Below are 26,058 nucleotides of genomic sequence, written 5' to 3'. Positions count from 1 at the left end.
TATCCGCTCAAGGTCGGCGGCGCAGTCGCTGGCAGGCCGGCGAGGCCGAGCAGGATGTCGATGGCCTGCTGCGCAGGCGTTCCGCTCGTGAGCACGCTCGCCAGCAAGGCTTGAGTGGCATCACCCTCGAGATCGAAGACCAGCGCCATCTTGTCGACTACGAGTTGCTGCGAAAGCCGCAGCCGCAAGAACGGCATGAATGCCTTCAGAAAGGCGTAGCGTTTGCCGGGCGCAGTGTTGAGATCGCTCGATGCCGGGGTCGCCGAGGCCGGCACGACGACGTCCGGCGCCAGCAGCGTCGTTCGGATGGGTACAACGGAGGCGATTGCGCCAAGCGCATCATCGAAGAACTGCGGCGCCAGAAGCGCGATGTCGCTAAACGCTTTGGTCCAGGACGCGTCCGCCGACGCGGCGCTCGAGGCGGCGGCCGTCTCCGCCGCACTCAGGATGCCGGTTACCTGGATGCCGACCATCGGTGGCGTCGGCGGCGTCGTCGCGATCGGCGCGCACGACACCTTGCCATTCACACCCGCAGCCAGCACGGGGAGCACGGTCGAGGTCGACGGGAGCTGCGCCGAGGCGACATACAGCGTGGTGCCATCGAGCAAGCCGACGATGCGGTTGACCGTTTCCGTGTCGTAGAGCTGCCCCGTCGCGGCGCGCACGGCGTCGTCGGTCGCGTCGGAAACGACCTTCGGATCCGGGTTCGCCAGCGAGATTGCGTTCAGTCCGTCGCGCAGGGTCTTGCAGAGTTGCAGCACGGCAGCGCGGGCGGGACCGAGCGGCGGCGCAGCGGGATTGACGATGAAATCCACTTGCTGATACGAGAAACCCGCCGCCTGCATTCGCCGCCACTTCTGGTGCATCTCGCGCGTGCTGACGGCATTGGCGAAGGGGTCGCCGAATACCGCAAGAACACGGGGAAGCTCGCGCGCCCGCACGCCCAGCATGCGGGCAAAGAGTGCAAGGCGATAGAGCACGGACAACGTGGACAGCGTCAGCTGATCCGGCATCTGCCGCAATGCCATGATCAGCGCGATGTCGCCAGCGCCGAGCTGGAGCGCAGCCATCAACGCGGGCACGTGGTCCGTGATCGTGGCCGCGGTCGACAGAAAGTTTCCATTGACGTCAGGCTCGAACACCGGATCGAGTGCAGTGACGTTGTAGGTCAGGAAGAGCCGCGCATAGAGCGAGGCGTCCCCCGCCGTACTGATGTCCGACCAGAACGCGAGCAGCGCGATCAGCTCGAGACCCGTCTCGCTTTTGAGCTTCTGGATAGCGACGAACTGCTCGAGCATCGCCGGCGTCAGGATAAACGGTGGCAAAGGCGGAGGTGGCTGAACGGTCTGCGTCGCGGGCGACGGCGCTGGCGCCGGCAACGGATTCGCCGAGCAATCGTCCGTGAATGCGCCGAAGCCGATGCCGCCCTGCGGCTGTGCCAGAGGTGGCGCGGGTGGTGGCGGAGAGGATGGTGTCGCCACGGTGGGCGGCAGCACGATCGGACCATTGCCGGCGGGTGTCGCGTAGCCTTGCAACGCCTTGTCGGTTTCGTCGATGCTCCAGCCGAGGCGACGCCACAGGCGACTGAAGCGCTGCATCCGGTCGTATTCGGCAACCGTCACCGGACTGCCGTCGAGGTGGATGAGACGGGCCTTGTTCAGATCGCAGGAATCGGTCGGCGGCAGCCATTGCACCGCGGCCTTGTTCGTCGCTCTGGCGGACGCCCTGGCCGAAGCCCTGCTCGGAGCGTTGGCCGTGCCCAGCACGCGCAATGAGCCGTTGACGATCTCCGCAATCGCCGTCCCGTTAGCGGGTGATTCGACGGTCAGGATCGATCGAGCCGACGACGGCAGGGGCTGGCCATTGGTCTGTAGCACCTGGCCATCGAGCATCACCTGCCCGACGACACGGCCGCGCAAGTCGAGTACGCGGCCATCGATTTCCAGCGTTCCGAAGGGCGATGGCACGCCCGGACGGGAACCGCGCGGCTGCGAGATGATGATCGGTCCCGCGACCGGCAGCCGTGGTCCATCTCCCGTTTCGATGACGATAAGACCGCCGATGCGCTCGAACCAGAACTTGACCCAGTTTGCGAGATCCTGCGTTTTGAGCGTCGATCTCAATGCCGCAGGATGACAAGGGTCCGGATGCAGCATCGCCTCGAGTCCCGGCCATGTTCCCGAGGCCGATTCGAGTTGCACGATCAGCGCGTCGAAGCGGTTCGGATCGCCCTGCGGACCGACCAGCGCCTGCATCGCCCGATAGCTTTCGCGCAGGCTGTCCGTCACCGTCAGCGCACGGCCATCCGGATAGCCTGGATTGATGGCGCGCGTACGCAGCAGCGCGATGAGATCGGTGTATTCGATGCCCGTGCTGCGCAGGAACTGGGCGACGAACGTGAGTCCCGGGCGCGGCAGTGCGGCGGGATTCGTGGCCAGCATCATCGATTGCGTTGCGTAACCGTAGTAAGCCTCGATGGGCTTCACGCCGATCTGCTGCTCATAGCTCTTCTGCGATATCGATGCGCCTTTGACGAGCACGAAGTACTTCTTCGGCCAGAACGCCTCGCGGTTCAGGATGATGTAATCCTCCTGCGTCATCCCCAGCGCTTCAGCCTGCACGGCGCGCCGGCGCGCCTCACGGTGCAGGTCTTGCAGCGCGGCCGCGGATGAGGTCGACAGACTCGGCGGAGGGGTTTCAATATCCGTCGCGAAGCAGCGCAATAACTCCTCGCGGCTGGTTTTCATGAATCCGAGCAGGACCCGGGTCGTGTCGATGGGCTGGTGATAAGGCAGCGAGAACGGATAGACGGCGTTCTTCAGCGTGCAGTAGGCCGTGTAGTTGACGTGCTGCGGTTGTGCCAGCAGTTCCTCGCTAGGTTCGCCCTCGACGTTGAACGCTTCGAGCTTTGCTTGCTTCGTGACGGCGTAATTCGCGAGATCGACGACGTAGCCTTCCATTACTTCGTTGACGATATCGACATAAGGCAAGGCTGTGAAGGTGTTCTCGCAGGTCAGTTCGAGGCATGCGAGATCGGGACGGCGGCGGAACAACTGTTCGAGCGGCGTACCGGCATAGCCTTTCTTGCCGGTGTTGGGATTGGGGGTTTCAGAATCGAGGTTGTTGTTGCGCAGGTATTGCAGCAGCTCCACGAAATAGGCCGCCCGGCTGAAGACGGAGTTGCAGTCGTCGCATTCGCAGAGATCGGCGGCGCCGAAGAGATCACTGATGTCGAAGGGTGCGCCGCGGGACTTGAGGATTTCGCTGACGGCGGCGCTTCGGGAAGCCGATGTCGTCGTGCCGTCGAGTAGTGCAATGCCGCTGCCCTTTGCTGCATCGTGGGCTGCCATCAAGAGGTGCTCGTTGCGCAGGCGGACGTTGACGGCGTTTGTGTGAATCTGGCGGGCGACGTTCTCGCCGAGTTTCTCGCCGTAGGCTTTTACGAAGGTCGATTCGCCCATTTCGGCGATGTGCCAGGCGGAGGTTAGCTTCGATTTGATGAGCACCGAGGCGGCTTTGGCGGAAGGGGCGATCGCTTGGATGCGTTGCAGAGTTTTGAGGTGGTCGATCACCGCTGGACGGATCGTCCTGTCGACCTTGACGAGCGTCTCGTCCCTGCGCAGGGCCTCATTGATCAACGACTTGCGGATGTCGAAGTTTGATTGGGCTTTGAAGAAAGCGGCGACGGCTTCGCGTGTCGATACGTTGGCGAGGCCGGTTTTGCCTGAGCGGACTAGCGACGACAGAGCAGTGGTCCAGTGCTCAGTGGAGTCCGGTATCAATGATTTGGGTGATGACATGGTTACGTCCAATTCGTCATATCCGAAAAATATCGGCAAATCGCCTGCCGATCCCCGTCAGGAAAAAGTGAGGCGCGTTTGCCTGTTCTTCCTGGCCCCTGTCGTTTCCATCGAACGCACCATTGCTGCACGTGAAAGCGTTGAACCCGTTCGACACGGCTTGTAGAAGCTCTTGTTCCACCAGTACCACCAACGACATTCACTGCAGGCTCATCTTGTGATAGAGATGTTCTGCCGCATGAGGAGAATCGTGACCGTGCGGATTGAAACGAGCCCTTTTGTACGTGGATGAAACTGCCTTTCTTGCGAATACTTGAAAGACTGCGAAAGCGCTGACCGCCTGACACTTGCCATCCTCTCTCCAACATTCGCATCGCCGGTGAGTACAGTCTTGAGCTCGTTAAGGACGGCCCCTCCGAAAAAGAAGAAGTCAGCGCCACGAGGTGCTGCGCCTGCCTCAGAATGGACAGCCTTACCTGCTTCTGTCGGAAGACCGGTTCGATTCAAGATTTGAAAATACACCGCTATCAAGTTCGGCCGAATACGTTTAGGCGGAACAGGACCCTGCATTAAGGTTGGGCCCTCAGGCTCAGAGCGCGCCAAGGATGTCTGCTTTTTCGGATCGTAGATCTGTTCGGGTATTGATGAGGGACCGTGCGGCATAGACGAAAGCGCCTGCATCTGTGAACGCGCTTGCGCAAGTCCAGCCGCGCCAGAGGCCAAGTCGCCTATCGTTGCGCCAAGATAAGCCCCTCTTTCGCCGTCGAGCGCATAGCCTGCCGTTGCGCCGGCGTTCTTTGCCATAAGATCGGATACCTCGAGACCATGTTCGACGAGTCGTTGCAGTTTTCCCTCCTCCGTGTCGATTCGACGACCTGCATATGCGTTTCCAAGGTCGTCCTCACCCATTACGGGCTCGTTTCGATAGGCTCGGCCGCCGGCGCTTAGCCAGTTGCTGCGCGCTGTCTCGTAGTAGCGTCGAGCGTCCGCAGCCTTGTCTTCGGGGGACTCGCCACTCAACCAGGCCGAAAATCCTTTGTAGCCGAATCGCTTTCCTATCTCTTCGTTCGACTTCTCATCGCTGACAAGTCTGTTCGCTAGAGCCATATTGTCCCTGCTGTGATACTTATCGAACATCTCTAGCGTCATGAAAAGCTCGTTTTCTGCGGCGGTGGTTTGCGTCCCTCTTTGATCCGAACCAGAAATCGGATTGCAACGGACATACACATATAGATCGAGGGTGTCCTTGATTCCGATTGGGTCCACGCTCGTCCATCGGCCGAGCCAAGTCGCGAAGTATCGAGACGAGTGATAGCTGAGGCCACTCTCCTCATCCCTCTCCATCCCCGTAAACCGATACCGCTTCGGCACCTCAACCCCACTCCCCCCCGCTTGATAAGCCGTACTCCCATAAGGCGTGTACTCCTCGTAGGACACAACCTGCGCACTTTCATCCAACTCCAGCGCCACAGACCCCAGATGATTCCCATGTTGATACCGAATCATCTGCGCTGGCACTCCCGCCTCACTCCCTGAACTACGCATTTCCACGAGCGCAATCCGTTGCTTGTCATCCATCAAATGCAGCGTCTCGCGCTGCAAATCCTGACTGCCTTCCCGCTCATACACCTCGAACGAACCGAAATATCGCCGACTGTCCTTGACCGCGCCCGTAGCCAGAACAGTCGTCTTGGCAACCCGCTGCCCCGACGCGTCGTACAGGTAGTAGGTCCGCTCGCCGTCGTGCTTTAGGCCTTCCTCATCTGTCGAGTTCACATGCTGACGCTGCGTCATCTGCATGCGATCAAGAAAATCCCACTGCATCACCGACAACTGCGGCATCTGCAGCATGTTGCCGTGCGCATCGTAAGAGTAGGTCTCGGCATACGACGGATCGACGGTCGAACTCGACAACCGGTTGCTGTACGCCCCGCCTCCAAGCAGACTCGCCTCGGCATAGGTATAGCGACGCGTCCAGTCCGGCGCATCCTGCCCCTTACGGGCATGCGACATCGCCGTGAAATTGCCCACGCCATCGTAGACATATTGCTCGACGTAGCGCCCCATCAAGCTGCCCGCGCCGCGGCTGAATACGCCACTAGCGATGGTGCCCGCATCGTTGTACGAATGCGCGACCGCCAGTCCGTTCTGCCAGCGCTCCCGGCCCTTCGCCTGGATCAGCCGGTAAGTCGAGTCATACACGTAGTGCGCATCCGGTATGACTGGCACGTTGTCGAAGTAGACGGTCTGCTGCGCGGCATCCGCGATATGAATGACATTGCCCACGGCGTCATAGGTGTAGGCCAGGTTCTGCACCTGCTGCACAGGCGCCGGATTCGTCCCTGTTGGACGGCGCGTCAGAAGCGATGTGAGCCGGAAGGTCTCGGCGTCGTAACCATAGTTCGTCAGCACGCCGTTCGCGTAGGCAATGCTCAGGCGCTGACCTTTGGGATCGTAGGCGATGTCCGTTACGCCTGCGTCGGGCGCCGTCGTCGCTGCATTCAGCAGGTCTGCGGGCTCGGCCGCGAGGCCGGTCCACGCGTTGACGCGCTGCAAGCGCCCTGCTTCGTCATAAGCGTGCTGCACGACGTTGACGCGCACTGGCAATTGAGTCCCGGCCTGATCGCTATGCGGCGCGACGGCCTGGATGATCCGATTGAGCGCGTCATAGCGCTGAGCGCCGATGAAGCTTTCCTGGGCGAGGTTGGTGGCTGCCGACCAATCGGGAATCGACGCGTACTCCGCGATCAACTGCCGCCGCGACCGAAGCAGGTTGCCCTTGAAGTCGAAACCTTCATCCCGCGTCGTCATCGGAATGGTCGCGCAGTTGACGACAATCCCCGCCGTATCCGAATGCCGGAATACACGCGTGCGCAGATTCAGCTCGAGCGCATCGCTTTGCGATTCGCCATACTCGAGCTTCTCGAACATGAACTCGCGCGCAAGCGTACGCGGGTCGGACGAAGCAGAATTGCCCCGGACGCTTCGATGCAGAAGCCTTCGCAATTCATCGTAGGCTGCGCGGAAGTCGTGATCGCGACTGTCCCAGACGCGCACCGGGGAATCGTCGACGGCGGGCAGTGTCCAGCGTTCGCCGGCTTCCATGCTGGCCTGAGACAGGCGCCGCCCCAGCATGTCGTGGCGATAGCGCATCACGGGCCGATCGAGTGCATCCTGCACTTCGAGTTCCTGTCCGCTGATGTCGAGCAGACTGCGGATGCGCAACGCGCTGCGGGTTCCGTCCAGCGGATGATTCGCACACGCGACGTAGTCGTCCGCCACCGTGAGGAACGTCCGCCCCTGTGCATCGACATGACGGGTGACGGGCGTATCGACATGAGCCGCCGCCTGCACGGCGGCCTGCTTCGCTTGTTTGCCGAGCGCGTCATCCTTGCGCTGGTCATACCATGTCTTCCAAATCCCGCCCGGATCGGCGGCAGCAAAGTACGACTTTACGATCCCTTTGATGTCCGGGTCGGAGCGAGGGTCACCTGTCTGCGCACCGCCTGCAGCGCACGTGTCGTTAGCGTCGTAGGCGCGCTGCCGCCACGGGTCGGTCACGACTTTGTCGTAGGTTCCGTCGGGGTGCAGTGTCGCCACCACGCGGTCGGCCGGGTCATAGAAAAGCACCGGGCTAACGCCGACCTGCATGCCGAATTCGAACGCCGACGTTGTCGTGTAGAACGGCTCGAACTGACGCACCGGCTTACCCTTGTTGTTGTACACCGTCCAGCCACCGCAGATCCATCGCGTTGATCCGCCCGCCGTTCCGTCGGGCGCTGGCGCTGCGATCCCCTTCTTCTGAATCTCGCGGCCGAAGCCGTCCGAATACGACAAGCTGGCTTGGATCCGCACCGACGCATCGCCAGCGGGTTCGGCGTGCGTCTCCCGCGCGAGCGACTCGACAACGACAGGCAGCGGCACACCGCCTTGCATGACGCTCCGCGCAAACGCACCCAGATCGTAGAGCAGACGCGTGCTCGCGTTGCCGAGCGCCACGCTTGCATTCGACAGCGGCGCCGCCAGTTGTGCGAGCACGGCCGTTTCGTCGAGATCGGGCTCGAATCCGCTCAGCGAATCGCCGAGCAACTCACCCGGCTTGCCACGCATCGCCGTGCCGACGACGTGCCCCAGCGCGTCGAAAGCCAGTTCGGTGCGATTGCCGTTCGGATCCATCAGGCGTGAGGGCTGCAACGTCCGATAGTCATAGCCTTGAACACCCAGATCGATCGTGCCCGCGTGGAGATCATGTTCGCCGACCGTCACCGTGTTGCTCAAGGCGTCGACCGTCTGCACTGGCAGCAGATCGTAGGCATCGTATTGAACGGTTGTGACCGATCCGAACGCGTCAACGCTGCGTCGCGGCACGTGAAAGTGCAACGTCGCTTCCAACAGTTCATTTGCGGGCGTATCCGTTGCCCCCGCCGATAAATAAGTCCTGCCCGATGGCTGCCACCATGCCCCGGCGGAATCGGTGGAAGGAAATCGGCCCGCGCTCTGCTCCGCGTCACCGGACCGATAGCCTGCGCCGTCCACCTGTGTGCTGCCGAGCACCGTCGCAGGTGATGCCAGCAGCGGTGCATTGCCGCGCACGTAGACATCCGCCAACAACGCCGACGTGAACGCCAGCCGATAGCTTTCTCCCCCGAACGCCAACGACTCGAGTTGTCCCAACGGGAGAAGCCTCTCGCGATCCGCCGGCGTCGCCGACGCTCCGAGGTCGTCCGGTCGATACAGCGTCCGTGACCAATGCAGCGGACGCCTGAAGTATTGCTGGCTCGCTGCAGGATCGCCCTGTGCCGCTGCGAAATCCGTGTCGTTGAAATCGATGTCGTGCTGGCCGTCGCCTGCCTGCGCCAGCGCCGCTGCAACGTCGTCGAAACCGAGCACTGCCGTCAGGCCGTCCGCACTGTGTTGCTGCTGCGGCAACCGCAGTTCCCAGTCTACCGATTGCGCAATCAACGGCGTGCGATATACATCGGCTGTGGAGATGGCGTTGGTGAAATTCGACTCCGTGGCGACGAAGTCGATCAGGCGTTGACGCGCCACATCCTGAGCCTGCAGCGTCGGATCGCCACAGTCGTAACGGCGGCCGTAATGCAGGACAGCGGCGGCGAGGACATTGCCGAACAAATCGACTCGCAGCGTCAGGGAATGCTGCACGCGCGGGTCTGGCTGCCACGCTGCGCCGGTTGTATCGGCGCCATCCGCGAGAATCTTTCCGCCCGCGACCGGCACAAGCGAGCGCTCGTAATGGAAAACCAGCGACTCGCGCGGGTGCGTGAAAAACACAGCATGACGCAGGCCCGCCCGCGGTTGCAGACACTCGATGGTGAAGTTCTGCTCGGTGACCGTGTACGGCATGTCCTCATGTGCGGAGTCATCGAGGCCGTATGTCTCCTCACGCAACAACGCACCCTTGAGCGCGCGACACGCCTCGCGCTCCTCGTCCACTGAAAGGCCTGCGGGCAGAATGGTATCGGGCACCAGCAGCGAGCTTGCCTGCGCATCGTTCAGGCCCGGTTCGCGAAAGTATTCGCCGGGGTCGTTGGCGTCGAGCAGACCGGCGTAGAGCTTCGACACACGTTCGCCGCCGAAATAGACGCCAGTGTGAAACCAGCGCTTGATATGCACCGGAGGCACCTGCGATGCGCTGTCGATATTGCTTGGCGTCGGGAACGAAGCCGAGGCTCCGAGTGCCGCCAGTTGACCCGTGTCCCACTGCTCGACCATGCCGAAACCACGAAACTCCCGCTCGATGCCGTCATAGTAACCGTGGTGATAGGCATAACGCGTGACGAAGTGATTACGGCTGATCCAGTCGAACGTTTCCACCGCTTCGACGACCTGAACGGGGAATGGCAGCTTTGTCGCCCAAGGACGGCCCGCACGCTGATCGTCGAGATAAAAGCGCGTCGACGATACATACGAGACGCGTGTTTCCGCACCGAGGTTGTTACTCACGCGCACCAGCAGGTGCGGCTTTGTGCCGCCCATCAGATCGACGTAGAGCATCGGACATCCGGTGCGCGACGCTGCCGGTGACGACCACACGAGACAGGCCGTACCCTTGCCAAGGAGGTCGATGACGGAGAGATCGTCCGAATGCGCGACGCACTGAAACTGCGGCAAAACGCACGGAGCACTCCAGCCGTTGCCCGACTGATTTCGGTATAGCTGCACACCGTTGCTGCCGAGGTAGAGCAGATCGGCCGTACCCGAGCCGTCGACATCGGCGAACCGCACGCGCGCAGGGTCGAACGCTTCGTCGCTGTCGAACACGGGCGAATTGGCCATCGTGATGCACGCGCCGAAGCGGCCATAGCCGAGCGCGGGCCGATACTGCACACATCCGTTCAGCACCGTCACCAGGTCCTGCAGGCCATCGCCGGTCATGTCGGCCACATGCGGCGGCGTGGCGGGCTGCTCGGGCCTGGTCAGCCAGGTCTGCGTGCCCGGCGCAAAGCCAGCCTCGGCGAGCGATTCGTAGAAGGTGCATCGACGTCCTTCGACTAGCAGCAGGTCGACGAGGCCATCACCGCTCTGATCGCATTCATGAACCTCCGTAGCCAGCCGATCGATTCGTGGCAACCCATCGAAATGGCGATGAACCCAGTTGTCGGCGGCTGCAACATCGGGGGAGTAAAAGCCTTCGTCGGTGACCCAGTCGAGCCGGCCTGATCCGCTCAAGTCCCGAAGGCTGACCTGTGCGCCAGCCGCGGCCAGCGAAGGCATGCCTCGCAGCGGTCTGAAGGGGCCGAAACCGCCATTGCCTAGATTGGGTTTGTAGCCGACCAAGCCATCGGAGATCACGACGGCGCCACAAATTCCTTCACCGTGCAGATCTGCCCATACGATTTCGCTCGAAGCCAGTCCAACCGGCAAATTGTCGAGTCCCTCGCTTGCGGGACGCAGTACCGGCAAGGCAGCCAATGCCGCGTCGTCCGGCACGGCGCTGTAACCGAACTTCAGCGGCGGCATCGACCGCTTGAGGAAGGCGCGTTGTGCCGCGTGCCACACGAAGCCCGATTGCGTCACGGATACGAGTCGGGTGGCGACCGGATCCTGCTCGTAGTTCAACCCTAGCATGCGCACGAGATAGTCGGGCGTTCCGGTCCGTGCCGTGAGTTCGTCGAAGTGATGAAAGATCAACACGCGCTGGCACAGCCGATAGGTGCGCACCTCGAAGCCCGCTCGCCTGCTCGAAAAGGGATCGGTACGCATTGGCCACGCGACATCAGGCAAGGCGATCGACGACGCCGTGGCCAGAATGTCGGTCGACGGCGCGCCTGCCGGGAGTTCGGCATAGTGACCCTCGCCGTAGTCGAAGACGACTTCAAATAGCCAGGACATTTTCGACAGATCGGGCTGGACCCGCCACGATTCGCAGTTGCCGTAGCGTATGCGCTTGATGTGGCGGGCCGCCGTGCGCAGCGCAGGATCGGCATCCCGAACGGCTTCGCCGACCATGCCAGCCACGATACCGCGGCTATCCTCGGCGGCATAGTCGTAGATGATCGCGCTGCCCTTGTCATCACGGCTTTCGCATGCGAGCCACGAAAAGATTCGCGTGGGATCGTGCGGATCGGCGACGCGGCTCGCCAAGTCGACGCCAAAGAGTGTTTGCGTGTTGTCCCTCGAGAAGACGAGCCAGAACACGTCCGACGCGTCGGCCACATTGCTCCAGCGCTCGATGCGCAGAAAGGCGCTCTCGATCCGAGGCCGATAATGCTTCACTTCGTATTGCAGCCCGCCTCGTTGCTGTTGCGACGGTGGCTCCGGCATCCAACCCGAAGCGGTTTGAATCATCGAGGGGACGAGATCCTCCGCATCCGACAGCAGAAAGACATCCGACTCGTTCGCGTCGCCATAGCGCGGCAGGCCTTTGTCCGTCTTGCGTGTGATTGCCGGAACGGCAAGATGCCAGCCGAGGCCGAAGACGCTATTGCCGGATCCCGAGTCGTAATGCAGTGCGAGGTCCGGTCCGAAGCCCGAGCGCGCTGCAGGAGTCGCGATGGGCACCGAAAGCGACCCGGTGCCAGTCACCGCGTTCGTCGAGAACTTCTCTCCGATTCCCTTGACGGCACCGCCGCCCTTCGGCAATTCGAGCTTCGGCGCGGAGACCCGAAAGCGATCGTCTTTCTCGCTCGATCTGTCCGGTTTCGCTTCGGACATCTCTGCCTCCCACTTCGGACTTTGCCAGTGAGGACGATCGCGCACACCGGCGGGCCCCGCAGAGAAACAATGCGCTCAAGTCGCTGACCTCATGCCGACGACGAAACCTCTGTTGAATCGACACTTACAACAGCTTGGTCCAGATGGGCCGTCTGACTGATTCGATATTTCTTTCCACAGCTTGACTGACAGGTTTACAACCGGTGCCGGCTGCACTTCATTTGAAAGCCACAACCCGATTCCCACACTAAGCGTTTGCTTGAATGAATCAGCTTCAGTTTAGTACTCGAAATACTTTATTGAAGGAATTATTTTCAGCTGTTGAAACCATCTGTCGACCAAGTTGGGGTTCGGCTCTGGAGCAACATGCTGGCTGCACGACTGGCAGCAGGCCGGGGTGTGGGACAAGCTGCACGGGCTGCTGCTCGACAAGCTGCGCAAATCCGGCCAGCTCGATTTCTCATATGCGGCTGTCGATTCATCGTCCGTGCGAGCCGTTGGGGCGGGCCAAAAACTGGGCCAAACCCCACCAATCGCGCACGACCAGGGTCCAAACACCACGTCCGCGTAGACGCGAACGGCATTCCTGTCAGCGCGATTCTGACCGGCGCGAACCACAACGATGCACGCATCTGCTGCCGCTGGTCGACGCGATCCCCCCGATTCGCGGCACTCGCGGCAGACCGCTTCGAAAGCCCAAAGTTCTCTACGCCGACCGTGGCTATGATTCCGACTCGCATCGCCGCCGACTTTGCGAACGCGGCATCAGACCGGCCATCGCCAGGCGCCGCACCGAACACGGCAGCGGCCTCGGCAAATTCCGTTGGGTCGTCGAACGGACTCATTCGTGGCTCCATGGCTTCTGTCGTCTTCGCATCCGCTTCGAACACCGATCTGACATTCACGAAGCATTCCTCAGACTAGCCTTCTCACTCGTCTGCTGGAACATCTTCAGCCGAGTTGGGCGGCCTTTTTTGAACTGGCCTCTAATAATTACCGTCCGCGTAGCGCTTGTTGAGGTCTCTCATCCAGATAGCCGAACTGGATGCCGATCAACGCAATGCCAATGGCCCGTGCCGGCACGCCGACAACGCTCAGGGTTGGCGTGATCACAGCCTCGCTGAACAACAACTGGACAAGGCCGAGCTCCGCCTCGAACTTGCTGGACTCCTTCGTATCCCAATACGACTTTAGCGTTTTTCGCGCCCGATCATCCGACTTGTCTATCAAGTAAGGTGCCACAATTTTAAAAATTCACGCTCGTGGTCCGCGTCGTATTTGAACTCATGCCAGGTTAGCTCTTCGGCCTTTCGAGGGTATTCGTGCCACGAGCCTGGAAGGCGCAATTCCCGCATTAGCTCACATTCCGGCGTGTGCTTCAGTTCGTCTGGTGATTCATTTCTTCAGTGCCACGAAGAGCGCTGGTGACGGAGAAAGACGGAGCGTCTCCTTGTTGGCAAACGGGCGCTTTAACATGATCGCGGTAATCCCCTGCAATCGAACCGTGCGGAGTGCGTCACCGTTGGTCAAGAGATCTTGAGTCGTGAACCCTGGATATTCAGAACTACATAAGTCATCGAACTCGGAAAGAGCGTGGCGGATACCGACTTACTGGGGATCTGTACTGCGATCCAGGGTGCCCGCGCATCTGCATGATCGTTGTTGTTTCCGATGTTGAAGGCCTTAACAAACTTTGCGGGCATAAGTTTGACTTTGTGGCCCATCTTGTCAGCGCGCGGACCCAATGCTGCGCGCCACCGCAGGCTTCCATCCCGATTAAGCTCGGCGTGCGGTTCTCGAAATGCTCGAGAAACACCGACCGCTTGATCAACCTGTTCAAGACCTCTGCAGCATCAGGATCGACCCAGTGCATTTGCATCACGTTCTTAGCGATGTCGATGCCGACTGTCGTACAGTCCACTTTGGATCCTCCGGTTGCCTCTGAAGACCTTATGATCTTCCAGTGTGGAGCACTCCGATGCTGTCGGGCTGTAAGGATCCACCACACACGCACCTCAAGGGCGGGCGGGATTGTTAATATCATTCCTTTGTTGTTCCCTGCCGATGCGCTCATTCAGTTATCGCCTTTTATGAGAGGAGCCGATTGACCGAACGTGACCGAAGCGGTTCGTCGCCTTCAATAAGAAAAGGAAATGGAATGAAAATGTAAAACTTAACTTGAGCGATTGCGTGCGATAGACCACAAACTTTGCATTTCAGTGTGATCGGGCTGTCGAGTGTCGAACTATCCTTTCGACTTCCGTTGTCGTCCAGCAGAGGCGCTACCTATGAGCGTTTATCCCGAGAAGGACATTCGGCAAGACGAGGACGATATTCCCATCGGGCGGTGGATGCGCATTTGGCGGCATGTTGGCTTGGCGCACCGACAGCCCGATAGGCTCCGTTTGCTCTCGGACATAGAACGCAAGCAGGCGTGGGTGAACCAGCACAAGCCAGCCGACGCAGTCAGCCAAAAACCGGACGACTGGCCGAAGTTTTGGTATGTCGAATGTGATGCTCTGCTGAAAAAGGCTCGGGCGAAGGCCGTGCAGGGTGATGTCTCCGGCGGTTACGAGAATCTGCATACGGTCGAAAGAGAGGCCGTCTCCGGAATGAGCGAAGAAGAAAGGGCGGTGGAGGCTAAAGCGTTGAGGGTGGAAGTCAAGAAGAAACTCTCCGCCGATTGGCGCGGAACAGTCATCATGCACTTGCTGGGCGAAGAAAAGCCGTGCGCCGAGATACCAGAGGGCGAGGGAACGGAAGGTGAAAAGACGACAGTCGCGGTATCGGTAGCGGCACTCGCCGAAGCAATACATCACCGAAACACGCACGACCGTAACATGCACCGGAAGATGGACAAGGTCCGATGGCAGTTGGCCTGGCTCGGCCTATTCATCGGGGCTCTTGTCTTGACCGCGATTGTGGTGGGGATTTGGCTGCGCAACGCAACTCTTCCGGCAGGCGACTTGGCCCTACTTCCTTTCTGCATCTATCTCGGTCTTCTGGGTGGGTTGATGAGTTCCGCCATGTCCGCGAAGGGCACCGACCGCAATGCGAGAACTCCTGAGATTGGCGTGGAGTTCTACGCGCTGGTCGCCCGGAGTTTGTTGGGTGCTGCGGCTTCGATCCCTGTGTACATCGCTGGCCTTGAAGGTATCGTCACCGTCGGCGGTACCGAACATTCGAAGACTTGGGGACTGCTCTTACTGTGCTTCATTGCGGGATTCAGCGAACGCTGGTTTCGGGGCACAGTAGCCGCGGTGTCAGGAGGCAATCAAGAGAAGTCGGTTGACCCAGGAAAAGCTTCCAAATGACGCAGGAAAGCTGAGTGTTGCTGTGCTCGCTCCCTGGGACGCGAGCACGAAGGTGGCTGTTTCTAACCAAAGGCCACTGGCATAATCAATCGGTACGGAACGCGTCTACCTGAACCGCAAACAGTGAGAATTGCTGGCAGAGTCCGCTGTAGGTACGGCAATGCATTTGCAGAACCTTCGGTGTGTTCGCGCTGACGTGCAGCGTACCTTGCAGATACACCGTGGACATGCCACCGCCGCCCGCCAGCCAAGCATCCGCGCGGTCCACCTAAGCACTCGATCCTCGTCATCGCAACGTGCGTCGTGACAACGAATTTCTGCGGACAGTTCGTAATGCAGAACGTCATTGCGACGGACGGGTTCTAGCAGTCCAACGGCAGGTAACGAAACGGGAGCCGCCTTTCAGATGTCTCGAGGAGGCACTCGGCGAATGTCGCCAAGTGGCCGACGACCGCCTCCACGCTCAACGGGCAAGTGTGGGGTCGATCTCGTTGTGCGTCAGGCCGAATCTTGCCATGCGGGCGCGATGGTCCGGCGAGCCGAGATATGAACGAAGTTGCGCGTTCACCGCATTGAGCAGATCGCTGTTTCTTCTGTTGAAGGAGAATGCTCCGAACGGCAGCTTTTGTTGCATGCCATTCGTTCCCGGCTTGTGCTCCACAGCCTCCAGGACTGAACTGCCGATACGATCCGCCAGTATGCGATTGCCCATGGCAGTGCTCGCATACACATCGATCTTTCCTGACCGAACCGCTTCGATAGCATCGGCCTGATGTTCGAAGATGGCTATCTGGTCGTCGCTCACGCCTGCCGCCCTCGCCGAGTCGTGTTGCACCTGCCCGGCAATGATTCCAAGGCGCGCATCTTGCCGTTTGGCGAGGGACGCGTAGCTGTTGAGCGCCTTTGGATTTCCAGCCCGAACCAGAAACCCGTCCCCGATCGCCCAAACTGGGACGCTGAACGCGACCAGATCGGCGCGTTCAGGTGTAACGAAGAGCGGAACGTTCATATCCCAGCGGCCGGCTTCGACACCGGGCAGCAGATCGCTGAACGTCGTCAGGCAATGCTCGATCTGAGTGGCGCCAATAGCGCGTAGAACCGCTTCCGCAAGATCAATGTCAGCGCCAGTAGCGGTACGATCCGTTTCCGTCCAACCGAACGGCGGTTCTTCGATGTACGCGATCGCTACCTTCATATCGGTCTCTCATCAAATAGGAACGGCCATCAGATATCAGAAGCCGATTGCTTACGATTCTACTTCCCTGCGCGAACGTCGCTTATGGCCGGCATTCGCCAATCCGAGCGGGGATTCAAGCTAACTTTAAATAGATCCGCGTGTTCCGCAAACTACCATCCGGAGCGCGCCGTTCGTGCCGTAACACGCCTTCCAGTTGCATTCCGATGCGCTCACAAACTCGAATGCTCCTTGCATTCGAATCGTCGCAGATTGCCTCGACTCGCTTCGCGTCGAAATTGTAAAAAGCATAGTTTGCCAACGCGTCGGCGGCTTCGCTGAACAAACCCCGTCCCACAAACGAAGATCTACCCCAAAAACCGAGTTCAAAAGCAGGAACGGCCCATCTTGGCCGGTGAAGACCGCCGCAGCCCATAACGCTGCGCGACGTCTTATCGATAAACAAAAACGGAAAATCTCTTCTTGCCTGGAAGGCCTCGAAACCAGCAGCGCAAAACGACTCTGATGCATCGATCGATGGTGTTTCGAGCGCCCAGGGCAAGGACGCGGGAAACCGTCGCAGGTCCGCCAATGCATCAACAGTGGCATCGAACAGGTTGGAACCGTCACCGGGCTGCGGACACCTGATGATCAAACGGTCCGTTACAACTGAGGTAGGAAAATGTGGAAAGGTCAATGACGTCGAAAATGTCCGCAAAATCCAGATAAGTGAAATTGTCAGCGATTCATCCTGCCTTGTCGACCGGCCGATCCTGACCGGCCCCAGCCGGTCGCTATCGCCGACATACCACCATCTCCAATTTCTGCCCGCGTTATTATGCGAAGAAACAAAGGAGCCACGATGGATGCCGAGAGCTCGAAATGACCGACATGTCGGAAAGCAAAATCTTACTACGGGAGGCTGTTCGCGCCGATGCGTCGCATATAGCTAGACTGCATACCCAAAGTTGGCAGGCAGCTTACGGTCACATTTTGCCCGCCGTGTATTTACTTGAAAAAGCGCCGGCTGAGCATGTCGCTCATTGGGAAAACTATATGGCGCAACCAGCGGAAGCGCGAGGCCTTGTCATGTTGGCCGAGCCTGAAGGAGTCCCGGTTGGCTTCGTTAGTGCCGAGAACGTGGATGACCCGTCCTACGGAACACTGCTTGACTGCCTTCATGTGCTCGCGACCCATCAACAATGTGGAGTCGGAAAACTAATGATTGACGCAGCGCGTAGATGGACCAAGGCGCAAAATCAGAATCTGATGCATCTGTATGTGCTCGACGCCAATGCTCGTGCTATTGCCTTTTACGAGCGAAACGGCTGGCGATTTGCGGGGACTCAAGCTAGTTTCCTAGACACAACGCCGGTGATCGATCGTCGATACATGATCGAAGTATAGATTGTCGTTGACTTGAGGGGACGCGACGGCAATCCGTTCCTAGCGACTGATGCCTACCGAAGCAGCTCGAACCGTAAGCTATATGGCAACACCGAACGGCCTCAAATCTTCCTAGCGTCCGGGAGCGCGCGCTCCATCACTATCGCGTGGCCAGCAAAGTCCATCGCTGGTTTGCGAAGCAGTTCGATGAAGCCTTCGCGTTCCCAGAAAGCAAACGCTCGCGGATTCGTGTCGAGGGCAGCAATGCGCAGCGCGCGGCATCGCCAACCCGTCCCGATTGCTTCGGCGAGTCGCAGAACCTGCGGCCCAAAGCCCCGTCCTTGATATCCTTCACGGAACAGCAAGAGGCCAATGAAAGCTATGTCGGTGTCCGGATAACCCCGCACCATCTCGAGACACCCTACCGCCTCGGCCTCGTGAACGACTTCATAGACGTACTTATCCGAGTGATCTTTACCTGGCGGCAGCGCATCAAGTAATTCAATGGCAGCGTTCGATGGTGGCAACCTACCCTCGACGACCAAGCTATATTCAGGAGCACCTTCGAGCACGGCTTGCAGCCGGTCTACGTCATTGGATAGCCGACGGTCAATCGAACGTAGGGTAGGCGTGGACATAGGAGTGACGGTTTTGAAAGGTGGACGGGCGACGATTGTCGACCATCCAAGAGTCGATGTCGAATCACCGTTGTTGGCCGATGTCGCACGGTCGCAACTGGAAGCATATGGCTAGTTGGTGATGGTGTCGCGTATCGAAGCTCGGTCTTTCGGTTCCCAGTACCCACCGCTGCCGTGATACGTTTCCGCATGCAACCAAAATGCTTCATCGCAATGCAGGCAGCCAAAATGGTATTCGACGTAGTCGTCCCATGCGGCACCCGCCGCGAGTTTGTCGAATGAGACGGAGACCGGAGGGCTGTCGGAAATTACTTCTACGAGCGTCTTATCCGCTAAGTATTCCGCTGCGATCTGTATCGCCTTGCGTAGCTCGCTAGGGTGCCTGATTGCATACCGAACGCAAAGGTTCTCGCATCGAGTGCATGCCACTGAAGACTCCTTCGGGGGTTTCCCCCTCTAACAGGGATGACCGAGCTGATGCCGGTAAAGGCGACGAACCGAATTGTCGACGATTCATGCGACGATGTCGAACGGCCGGTTGTGGCCGGTCTCTGCCTGACGGCGAATGGCGCTACCCGGACCCTAAACCGACATCCGAATTTGTCGAAAGCGGACTCTCAACCCGACGTTTTACCGCGCATCGTCGCCCGGCCATCCTTCCATTCTTAATCGATCGCGCACATCGTTAGCGCTCCAACCGGCCAAGACTTCACGAGCAGTGTGGTAGGCACCTTCGGAAAGCCGATGCTGTACTGAATCGAACCGTGCTAACCAAAATGCGCCCGCTGTCGGGGGGGCATCGGGTTGATGCAATGCTCCGTCAACGATGTTCGCTGCTTCCAATTCCAGAAGTGCGGCGAACGTGAGCTCATCGAGGTCAACGCGGGTACCCATCAATGGCAGAGGAACGGAATATGGTGCAGCAGCTTGACCCGAGAAGAGCGCGTTGCGATCCGCCAGACAGAAAAGATAGACAAGTGCCTCTGCCTCTTCGCCAATCATTCCTTTTATCTCCGGGCGTCGCTCAATGGAGACGGCTTTTTCACGGAATTCCTCGGTCCCATATATGCTATGAAAGGTACCGGCGGCAACAAGGGTACGAGAGTTGCCCCACTTCTGAAGCCACCTTCCAGTCTCGATAAGGTGTGCTGTCAGCGGTCTTCCAAAATGCAAGATTGCATCGGTCCCAAACTTGCGAACTTCGCATTGCAATTGCTCTAGCATGAACAGCCCTCTTCAAGGACAGTGATTGATTGTCGGCGATCCCGCCAGCCATGTCGAATGTCCCCAAACGGCCGCTGTCTGCCTGACGTTGATCGGCGGCACGCTACCAAGATCGGAGCTTCCTATCCACAGCGGGTACCAGGTCACAATTTTTGCGTGCCGAGCGACGCTCGAAGCACTTTTTCAATCGCTTGAACCAAAGCAGGCCGAAACATCCGGTCTGTAGTAAAACCTGCAACGGAGATACCCGGGTCAGGCGCGTAATAGACGGCGGTCCCCCAGAAACCAAGGTGGGAAAATACTTTGTGACCGTCTATAGCGCCAGCAGAAACTCCTCCGCGGTAACCTTCGGAACCCTCGTGAGGGCCGACCCGCAGCATCTCGCACAAGGTTCGCGGCGATTCGAAAATGCGACCTTCAAACAGGTTCTGCATAAACGTTGCCAGATCACGTGCCGACATCATCAGACCGCCTCCACCGTACAAGTCCATTGTCGCGTTGATTTGGGTGACATCAATCCCATCCAGGAATTGGCGCGCAGCTCGGTTGGCTTTCAATGGCCGGGCCTCGACCATTTCCCACCATGTCGAGTCCATACCAAGGTGGTCGAAGCGCATCTCGCGTCGAACAACGTGAGCGAGCGGTTCTCCCGCAAGTCGCTCAATAATGTCTCCTAGAAGGATGTAGCCGGTGTCTGAGTATAGGTACTGAGCACCCGCTTTACCCTTCGGGGGCGGCCTTGTGACAGCAAGGCGGACCTGGTCTTCACGCGTCCACCGGTGCCCAGGATTTGCAAGTACGGTTTTGATGTAATCGTCGTCGGCATGGTCGCACAGCCCAGCGCTGTGATTTAAAAGATGAAAGACTGTGATCGACTCTGTATCGTAACCACGAGTGGTCAATAGGGCATTCAAGAGCGGCGTACATAACGAATGAATGGTCGCATCGAGTTCGATCCTTTTTTGCTCCCACAATCGATAAACCGTGGCCGCAACAAGTGTCTTGGTGTTACTAGCAATTCGGAAGGGCGTGTCGCAGGTTAGAGGCTCTGCAAGGCCTTGATCTGCCCAGCCCGTCGCTGCGCCCCATGGCCGAGCAACGGCCTTTCCGGTAACAAAAAATGCAGTATCTGCCCCGGTTGCCGCAAAAACGGACGTTATCTTTTTAGGACTCAATGCCGCTCCCGTTTGGTACGTTGCTGCCCGGGCGTCCCGTTCCACCTCGGACGGAAAATGCTGTCACAAATACGGCGTCGGGTAACGACGGGACAACGTAATCCAACCCTTGCCGAGCTCAGGATATCCGCTCGCACATAAACGTCTTCATTACATTTCCGCGGCATTCTATCGACTTATGCCGTGCCTCAGTGTAACGCGCGTTAGTTGTGGACCGCTGCACTTTAAGCCGTGTTCATGCGGTAATGCAACGGTACAACGCAATTCAATTGGAATCCGCACCAAGAAAAAAACGATCAACTACTATAAGAATAGTTGACAGGCCATTTCTTTGATTCTACGATCTACTACATCTTTAGTAGGAGGCATCTTGGACATCTCGCTCACCGATCGGGAAGCGGACGTTATGCGGATTTTGTGGGAACGCGGTCCTTCAATTGTGAATGAGGTCCGTGACGGGCTCGCCGATGAGCTCGCCTACACCACAGTTCTGACGATCCTTCGGACGTTGGAAGGCAAGGGTTTTGTAACCCATGTGGAAGAAGGCCGTGGCCATCGCTATGCCGCCGCAGTTCAGCAACAAGCGGCCCGAAAAAGCGCACTGCGGCACCTAACGAGCAAGCTATTCGCTGGATCTACAGAATTATTGTTTGCGCAATTGGTCGCCGATAAGAGTCTCACGGCCAAAGAAATCCGTCGCATGCGCGAGCTACTCAAACAGAGACCTGACGAGGAGTAGTCCCGATGCTGACGTGGATGATTTATGCCGTTTCGGTATCCGCCGTTTTGTCGGCGGCCGCGTTCACCGCCGAGCACTCCTTGCGAAATCGGCGAAAGGCTAGCAGGTGGCTATGGCTTCTCGCTATCGTTGCATCGCTAGCGATCCCGGTTGCGATGTCCTCGGTTTCGATCGAAATACCCCTAGACCTCCGGTCATCAGTGCCGCGGAATGTGATCGCCCTTCACGAGATGACATCCACGCATTTTTCCCCGGCTATCTGGATTGAAAATCACGATGGCGACTCCTCGGGGTTTCGGAATATTCAATCTCATGCGAAAAACGTATGGTGTTGCGCGTCGATCTTGATGATCATGTTTTTGCTGGGGACCGCCGTGCATTTGCAGTGGCGCAAACAACAATGGACGAATGCGTTCGTCTGCAACGTTCCAGTTTATCTGTCACCCGATATTGGCCCTGCGGTTGTCGGTTTGCTCCGACCGCGGATTGTTCTTCCGGTTTGGCTTCTCGATTCACCTCTAGAACAACAAGCGGCCGTTATCGCGCACGAAAAGTCCCACATCGATGCCCACGACCCGGCTTTGCTCACTATTGCACTCTTCCTGACTGCGCTGATGCCGTGGAATTTTCCGCTTTGGTGGCAGTTGCGTCGTCTCAGGTGCGCGATCGAAGTCGACTGTGACGCTAGGGTTTTGAAAGCAGGACACAAATTGGCGGTTTATGGAGAGACACTGATCGCTGTCGGGGAAAGGCAATCACGCTACTTAGGATCAGTAGCGGGCATGACTGAATCCAGGCCTTTTTTGGAAAGAAGACTAAAACTCATGCTGCGCAAGCCAGCCAAGCGGCAGTTGCTGGTCGCAGTGCTTCTTGGATGCATGTCAATAACCCTGGCCACTCTGGCCGCACAAGTGAGTCCACCTATCATGACCGACGTATCAAAAGACCACACCCAAGTACCCGTATCCGCCGAAATTTTGGATCGATACGTTGGCACCTACAAAGACAGCTCTACCTCAACGCTTCTGAAATTCCGCCGCGAAGGCGACCACTTGATGTCGCAACGTACGGGGCAAGGATGGATTGGGAAATATCCGATGAGCGATACAAAGTTCTTCGCGAAAGTCGTCAAAGCGACCGATGCATTTGTCGTTGACGATAAGGGAAACGTCACCGGCCTGATCCACCATCAAAATGACCGTGACACCACATTGCCACGTATAGATGCTGCCGAGGCAGAGGTAATCGAGGCAGCTCTTGCTGCAAAGGTCAAAAGCCAGAAGCCTACTCAGGGAAGCGAAGCTGCGCTGCGCCTTAACATTGACGGGATACAGTCCGGGAGCCCGCCATATTCAGACATGTCGCCCCTCTTACAAGACGCTACGCGCGAGCAGCTACCTATGCTCAAAGAGGATATGGGTCGATTGGGTCCCATTGAGCGCATTGAATTTATAGGTGTTGGCAATGTGGGCTGGGACATATATCAGGTTACACATGATGCAGGTTCATCTACTTGGCGCATCCACCTTGCCGACAACGGAATTGTTGACGGCCTCCAAGTGCAAGTGGGTCCCTAAAGCGCTCACAGTTCGAACTGTGCTCACTATCGCGTTGCCAGTTTTTTAGCGGCCGAACTCGCAGTGACCAGTCGGGAAAAAACCCCAGCACTAGGCCGTAGTCCGTTCGTTAAGATTCGCCAGAAAGCCGCTTCGCGCCTGGAGTGCGGCTTTTTGTTTCCGTGCGACCGTCGGTAGGTTGGATATTATGCGCCCGCGCTCGTCTCCACTCGACTTGTTGGATTGCCGGAAGCGGTCGGTCGAAGCTGGCTCAGTGCGGAAGATGACTTGTTCGTTAACAGGAGTTCTCGATCTGCGCGAGTTCTGTCGAGTGAATGAATCCTCCGGATTTTGGGCAATGTACCGGGCAGTATTGAGTGTCCGAAACAGGTCGACTGTCGCCCGACACGTCGGGCGGTCATCCACGATTTCATCAGGATCGATGTTGCCTTCAGATCGGCACTATGCGCGTGCGTCCTCTCGCAGAAGTCTGTGTACAAGTCGGTGACAGTTTGCGCACAGACATTGCACGTCATCGAGCGTCGTCTTGTGTTGAGGCGCCATATCGCCGACGTGAGTTGTCGAGTGATGGACTTCGATACAGGCTTCCGCATGCTCTGTTCCGAATAGGGCAACCGGATCCAGCTTGCAGCGCTCGCAAGTGAGTTTTCCGTGGAGACGTCTAAACTGCGCTTTTTTAGCCTTTGCTAGTCCGGCGGACCGCTCTCGCCTAAGATGCGAGACTAGTTTGCGATCGCCTTCCATCCACTCCTGTTCAGGCATCGACGCCGGATCGGTCAGCGGCGAATCGAAGTCTTTCGGCACAACTTGATAGCCAGCGTCTAGAAGAAGCGCGAAACATAGCGATGCTTCATCACCTGAAAAATGCTTTGGCTCGATTGTCGCACCATCCAACGCCATGGACAGGGCAATGCCAAAGACGGCTTGCGGTGCAAACCGATCACCGTTCTCGGCAATCAGGTCATATTTCGTAGATGAGCCAAATGCATGGCTTACATCCCCGCCCCGAACTAACTGCTTACTAAGTGGAACCACCGTCTGAATGACCGAGCGAGGGTCCAAGCGAAGGTCTCCTTGTGGCCGATGGCACCAGTTCAACAGACGCCTAAAGGAGCGCTTTTTGAATTTCTTAACCACCGCCGCGCAAGTGGCCGAAACTTCTACTACTGCGCGGATCTGGCGCGTCGATCGGCTCATTGCCCACCAAAAAGCGCTCTTTCGGCGTCGCCTGCAGCTACTTCTTCAGCTTGAAATCCTCGAACAGTTCCGGCTTTGCTCCGATTCGACCGCAATGAGGTCGGCGACAAAATGCGCGTTCCGCTTGCCGCAATTGCCCTGCCATGCGAGCCGCGCGTAAATGTTGTACACGGCCATGTTCCCGACCTTCGCAACCTCAATGAAACGGTGCTTTTCGCGTGTCTTAACGGCAGCAACAACTGAGCTGATGCTGATTCCAACTATCTCGGCTATCACAACCTGAGAAACCGCAATTGCGTTCGTGTGCGTCATGCATCGGGTAAGGAACATCAGCGTCGCCATCATGCGCGGCTTCGGCCAGCCGCTCAGCCGTTCGACGTAACGCACACTGGGCGTGATGCTCACAGCGAACCCGCGTCGCAAACCGGCGTTTTCTCGCGCTGTCTGCTTCGCTGATCGTTCGCCCAGTTGGTGAACAAACGCGGCGCGTTATCGTCGGCCCGGGCCAGAACGCTTATGAATTCTTGTGGATCGCCGTAAGGTTCCCAGCGGATGGTCGGTTGAACCGGAACGTACCTGCGCGTGTCATGGGCGAGATCGATGAGGCGCGATGCTGGAAAATTCGCACCGAGGCCGCCGGAGAGACCGGAACGGGCGAAACGCTGCAGTATGACAAACTCCTCGAGCGGCGTAATGAATGCGCCGTATGACGGACTTTTCAGGTCGTTCCGGACGTAAGCCGGGAGATTCTGGCGAACGCCGGAGCGAAGCTGGTTGAGTTCGTCGGCGGGAAAGTCGAGGGCGGAAACCGTCGATTCGTCCGGCTCGCCGGAGGTGCCGTCGCGCAATGCGAAGGTAACATGCAGCCACCAGTCAAAATGCGCAAGACCGTCTTGCGAAAGCGACATCCACTTCATGTCCGGTCCTTGCGACTCGCTCCGTTCCCGCAACTGCGACGTGTGATCCTCCGGAAACCAATATCGGGCGGGCAAGCCCTGAACATTATGGTCGCACAGACAGTCGCCCAATCGCGCCGTCGCCCCGGACGCGCAAGCGGAAGCCTGGCTCAGCAGTCGCGTCGAACCAGTCGAATCTCCGTCGCGCGCATCGATGAAGCCTTTGAGCGCTGCGGCGAAAGCGGGCGAGAAATGACTCGGATGCAAATGCCGCTTGTCCGCCACTTCCTGCAATTCGTTTCGCGGACAGGTCGAATCTTCGTGCGGAGCCTGCGCGTACTGCGCTAGCTGGACGACAGTCATCCAGTTGCCCACTTCCTCACGATCCTCGGTGACCGCCGCCAGCGCTGGTAACGGGTCTTCGCTGACAGTGAACGTGTCAATGATCCGATCGGCTTCCACCACGCGGCAGCCGAGCGGAGTATCGACGAGCGCGGGATGCAGGTATGTGAGGCGCGCCACGTGCCGCCCGTCTCCCGGAGTAATGGTGGTCGCGACGACGCGACGATCGGCGGCGTATCGCAGCGCCTGATTGACGATGCCGGCATCGTAGGTTCCGAGCGCGTGCCATTCCGTTCTCGGCATCGATGGTCTCCTTCGTCCAGGAAACGAAACGTCGCCAGTGATACTTGGCGTGCTTCCAGAGGATCTCGATGAGATTGAGCTCGGGGCTGTAAGGCGGCAGATAGAACAGCACCATGCG

Annotated in this window: 15 protein-coding genes and 4 pseudogenes; 5 read left to right on the top strand and 14 right to left on the bottom strand. The window is 58.6% G+C overall.

Annotation, left to right across the window (positions count from 1 at the left end; genetic code table 11):
* Both ACRXB1_RS06790 and ACRXB1_RS06785 read right to left on the bottom strand, forming a co-directional pair.
* Positions 1-3,800 (bottom strand): annotated as a pseudogene (locus tag ACRXB1_RS06790) (hypothetical protein); the annotation flags it as partial.
* Between the two features lie 210 nt (positions 3,801-4,010).
* Positions 4,011-11,975, bottom strand: a complete 7,965-nt coding sequence (locus tag ACRXB1_RS06785) for a SpvB/TcaC N-terminal domain-containing protein (protein ID WP_449491541.1) — start codon at positions 11,973-11,975, stop codon at positions 4,011-4,013.
* A 325-nt stretch (positions 11,976-12,300) separates the two neighbouring features.
* Between ACRXB1_RS06785 and ACRXB1_RS06780 the strand changes: the two are divergent.
* Positions 12,301-12,949, top strand: a pseudogene (locus tag ACRXB1_RS06780) (IS5 family transposase); the annotation flags it as partial.
* A 19-nt stretch (positions 12,950-12,968) separates the two neighbouring features.
* Here the strand turns inward: ACRXB1_RS06780 and ACRXB1_RS06775 are convergent.
* Positions 12,969-13,205, bottom strand: coding sequence for a hypothetical protein (locus ACRXB1_RS06775; RefSeq protein WP_449491540.1), 237 nt, complete (start codon positions 13,203-13,205; stop codon positions 12,969-12,971).
* 368 nt (positions 13,206-13,573) lie between these two features.
* Positions 13,574-13,896 (bottom strand): annotated as a pseudogene (locus ACRXB1_RS06770) (IS110 family transposase); the annotation flags it as partial.
* Between the two features lie 367 nt (positions 13,897-14,263).
* Between ACRXB1_RS06770 and ACRXB1_RS06765 the strand changes: the two are divergent.
* The gene (locus ACRXB1_RS06765; RefSeq protein ID WP_449491539.1) at positions 14,264-15,289 is read left to right on the top strand and encodes a hypothetical protein; all 1,026 of its coding nucleotides are present in this window, start codon (positions 14,264-14,266) and stop codon (positions 15,287-15,289) included.
* A gap of 85 nt (positions 15,290-15,374) precedes the next feature.
* On the opposite strand, the gene ACRXB1_RS06760 is transcribed toward ACRXB1_RS06765, so the two are convergent.
* The 3 genes from ACRXB1_RS06760 to ACRXB1_RS06750 form a co-directional block, all read right to left on the bottom strand.
* Positions 15,375-15,557 carry a hypothetical protein gene (locus ACRXB1_RS06760; protein WP_449491538.1) on the bottom strand — a complete coding sequence of 61 codons (183 nt, stop codon included), beginning with the start codon at positions 15,555-15,557 and terminating at the stop codon, positions 15,375-15,377.
* Between the two features lie 195 nt (positions 15,558-15,752).
* A complete protein-coding gene (locus ACRXB1_RS06755) occupies positions 15,753-16,484 on the bottom strand; it encodes a transporter substrate-binding domain-containing protein (protein WP_449491537.1) in 732 nt (243 codons plus the stop codon).
* A gap of 115 nt (positions 16,485-16,599) precedes the next feature.
* Positions 16,600-17,160: a GNAT family N-acetyltransferase gene (locus ACRXB1_RS06750; protein ID WP_449491536.1), complete on the bottom strand. Its 561-nt coding sequence runs from the start codon at positions 17,158-17,160 to the stop codon at positions 16,600-16,602.
* A 185-nt stretch (positions 17,161-17,345) separates the two neighbouring features.
* On the opposite strand from ACRXB1_RS06750, the gene ACRXB1_RS06745 reads away from it, so the two are divergent.
* Entirely contained in the window at positions 17,346-17,870 is a 525-nt protein-coding gene (locus ACRXB1_RS06745) for an N-acetyltransferase family protein (RefSeq protein WP_449491535.1), read from the top strand.
* A gap of 101 nt (positions 17,871-17,971) precedes the next feature.
* Here ACRXB1_RS06745 and ACRXB1_RS06740 read toward each other — a convergent pair whose 3' ends face one another.
* The 3 genes from ACRXB1_RS06740 to ACRXB1_RS06730 form a co-directional block, all read right to left on the bottom strand.
* On the bottom strand, positions 17,972-18,487 hold the full coding sequence (locus ACRXB1_RS06740; RefSeq protein WP_449491534.1) for a GNAT family N-acetyltransferase: 516 nt from the start codon (positions 18,485-18,487) through the stop codon (positions 17,972-17,974).
* Positions 18,488-19,117: 630 nt separating this feature from the next.
* Entirely contained in the window at positions 19,118-19,711 is a 594-nt protein-coding gene (locus ACRXB1_RS06735) for a DUF6817 domain-containing protein (RefSeq protein ID WP_449491533.1), read from the bottom strand.
* Positions 19,712-19,854: 143 nt separating this feature from the next.
* Positions 19,855-20,886 carry a serine hydrolase domain-containing protein gene (locus ACRXB1_RS06730; protein ID WP_449491532.1) on the bottom strand — a complete coding sequence of 344 codons (1,032 nt, stop codon included), beginning with the start codon at positions 20,884-20,886 and terminating at the stop codon, positions 19,855-19,857.
* Between the two features lie 370 nt (positions 20,887-21,256).
* Between ACRXB1_RS06730 and ACRXB1_RS06725 the strand changes: the two genes are divergently transcribed.
* Together ACRXB1_RS06725 and ACRXB1_RS06720 are read left to right on the top strand one after the other, a co-directional pair.
* Positions 21,257-21,625: a BlaI/MecI/CopY family transcriptional regulator gene (locus ACRXB1_RS06725; RefSeq protein WP_449491531.1), complete on the top strand. Its 369-nt coding sequence runs from the start codon at positions 21,257-21,259 to the stop codon at positions 21,623-21,625.
* Positions 21,626-21,630: 5 nt separating this feature from the next.
* A complete protein-coding gene (locus ACRXB1_RS06720; RefSeq protein WP_449491530.1) occupies positions 21,631-23,202 on the top strand; it encodes a M56 family metallopeptidase in 1,572 nt (523 codons plus the stop codon).
* 441 nt (positions 23,203-23,643) lie between these two features.
* Here ACRXB1_RS06720 and ACRXB1_RS06715 read toward each other — a convergent pair whose 3' ends face one another.
* The 4 genes and pseudogenes from ACRXB1_RS06715 to ACRXB1_RS06700 all read right to left on the bottom strand — a co-directional run.
* Positions 23,644-24,264 carry an HNH endonuclease gene (locus ACRXB1_RS06715; RefSeq protein ID WP_449491529.1) on the bottom strand — a complete coding sequence of 207 codons (621 nt, stop codon included), beginning with the start codon at positions 24,262-24,264 and terminating at the stop codon, positions 23,644-23,646.
* Between the two features lie 180 nt (positions 24,265-24,444).
* Positions 24,445-24,804 (bottom strand): hypothetical protein, encoded by a 360-nt coding sequence (locus tag ACRXB1_RS06710; RefSeq protein WP_449491528.1) that lies wholly within the window; start codon positions 24,802-24,804, stop codon positions 24,445-24,447.
* Positions 24,801-25,940: a hypothetical protein gene (locus ACRXB1_RS06705; protein ID WP_449491542.1), complete on the bottom strand. Its 1,140-nt coding sequence runs from the start codon at positions 25,938-25,940 to the stop codon at positions 24,801-24,803. Before ACRXB1_RS06705 ends, ACRXB1_RS06710 begins: the two co-directional genes overlap by 4 nt.
* Before the next feature lie 28 nt (positions 25,941-25,968).
* Positions 25,969-26,055, bottom strand: a pseudogene (locus tag ACRXB1_RS06700) (transposase); the annotation flags it as partial.
* Positions 26,056-26,058 lie beyond the last annotated feature (3 nt).

Source organism: Caballeronia sp. M23-90, from assembly GCF_053574605.1.
This window is presented reverse-complemented; position numbering and strand designations above follow the sequence as displayed.

Bases quoted from the DNA above. Each gene is read 5' to 3' on its own strand.
- ACRXB1_RS06745 (WP_449491535.1), top strand. From the start codon at position 17,346: ATGACCGACATGTCGGAAAGCAAAATCTTACTACGGGAGGCTGTTCGC.
- ACRXB1_RS06740 (WP_449491534.1), bottom strand. From the start codon at position 18,487: ATGTCCACGCCTACCCTACGTTCGATTGACCGTCGGCTATCCAATGAC.
- ACRXB1_RS06785 (WP_449491541.1), bottom strand. From the start codon at position 11,975: ATGTCCGAAGCGAAACCGGACAGATCGAGCGAGAAAGACGATCGCTTT.
- ACRXB1_RS06755 (WP_449491537.1), bottom strand. From the start codon at position 16,484: ATGAAGGTAGCGATCGCGTACATCGAAGAACCGCCGTTCGGTTGGACG.
- ACRXB1_RS06705 (WP_449491542.1), bottom strand. From the start codon at position 25,940: ATGCCGAGAACGGAATGGCACGCGCTCGGAACCTACGATGCCGGCATC.
- ACRXB1_RS06720 (WP_449491530.1), top strand. From the start codon at position 21,631: ATGCTGACGTGGATGATTTATGCCGTTTCGGTATCCGCCGTTTTGTCG.
- ACRXB1_RS06735 (WP_449491533.1), bottom strand. From the start codon at position 19,711: ATGCTAGAGCAATTGCAATGCGAAGTTCGCAAGTTTGGGACCGATGCA.
- ACRXB1_RS06765 (WP_449491539.1), top strand. From the start codon at position 14,264: ATGAGCGTTTATCCCGAGAAGGACATTCGGCAAGACGAGGACGATATT.